This window comes from Caulobacter sp. CCH9-E1 (assembly GCF_001556515.1).
In the GTDB taxonomy this organism is placed as follows: domain Bacteria; phylum Pseudomonadota; class Alphaproteobacteria; order Caulobacterales; family Caulobacteraceae; genus Caulobacter.
Genome location: NZ_LSJA01000013.1, coordinates 1 through 795, shown reverse-complemented (window position 1 = coordinate 795; position 795 = coordinate 1). Strand labels below are relative to the sequence as shown.

General features: G+C 66.5%; 1 protein-coding gene. It reads left to right on the top strand.

Annotated features, from left to right (window positions below):
* Positions 1–795: efflux RND transporter permease subunit (locus AX690_RS00770; RefSeq protein ID WP_197426740.1), on the top strand; the 795-nt coding region annotated here is incomplete at both ends.

Genomic DNA, 795 nt, shown 5'->3' with positions numbered 1-795 from the left:
GCACGGCCGAGGTCGCCACCGACCCGATGCCGCCCAACGCCTCGGACGGCTTCATCATCCTCAAGCCGCAAAAGGAGTGGCCCAAGACCGTCGAGAACAAAGCCGGTGTCGTTCAACGCATCGAGGCCAAGGTCGCGCCGCTGCTGGGCAACAGCTTCGAAGTCACCCAGCCCATCCAGATGCGCTTCAACGAGCTGATCGCCGGTGTGCGCGGTGACGTCGCCATCAAGCTTTATGGCGATGATCTGGACAAGATGAGCGCCACCGCCGCCAAGATCGGCGCGGTGCTGGAGTCGATCCAAGGCGCTGAAGGCGTTCGCGTCGAACAGGTCGGCGGGGCTCCCACCCTGGACGTCAAGTTCGACCGGGCCGCCATCGCCCGCTTTGGTCTCAGCATCGACCAAGTCGCCGACACCGTGGCCACGGCCATGGGCGGGCGCCAGGCAGGCGATGTCTTCGAGGGTGACCGCCGCTTCGACATCACCGTCCGCGTGCCGATGGCCCAGCGCAACGACCTGGACGCCCTGGGCGCCCTGCCGGTCATGCTGCCGGCCGGCGACAGTGGTGTGCAACGTTCGGTGCCGCTGCGCGAGCTGGTGCAGTTCCGCTTCTCCGATGGTCTGAACCAGATCAGCCGCGAGGACGGCAAGCGCCGGGTGGTCATCCAGGTCAACGTGCGGGGCCGCGACATCGGTTCGTTCGTCACCGAAGCCCGTACAAAGGTCGAAGCCGTCCAGCTTCCGACCGGCTACTGGCTGACCTGGGGCGGCCAGTTCGAGAACCTGAAGGCCGCCA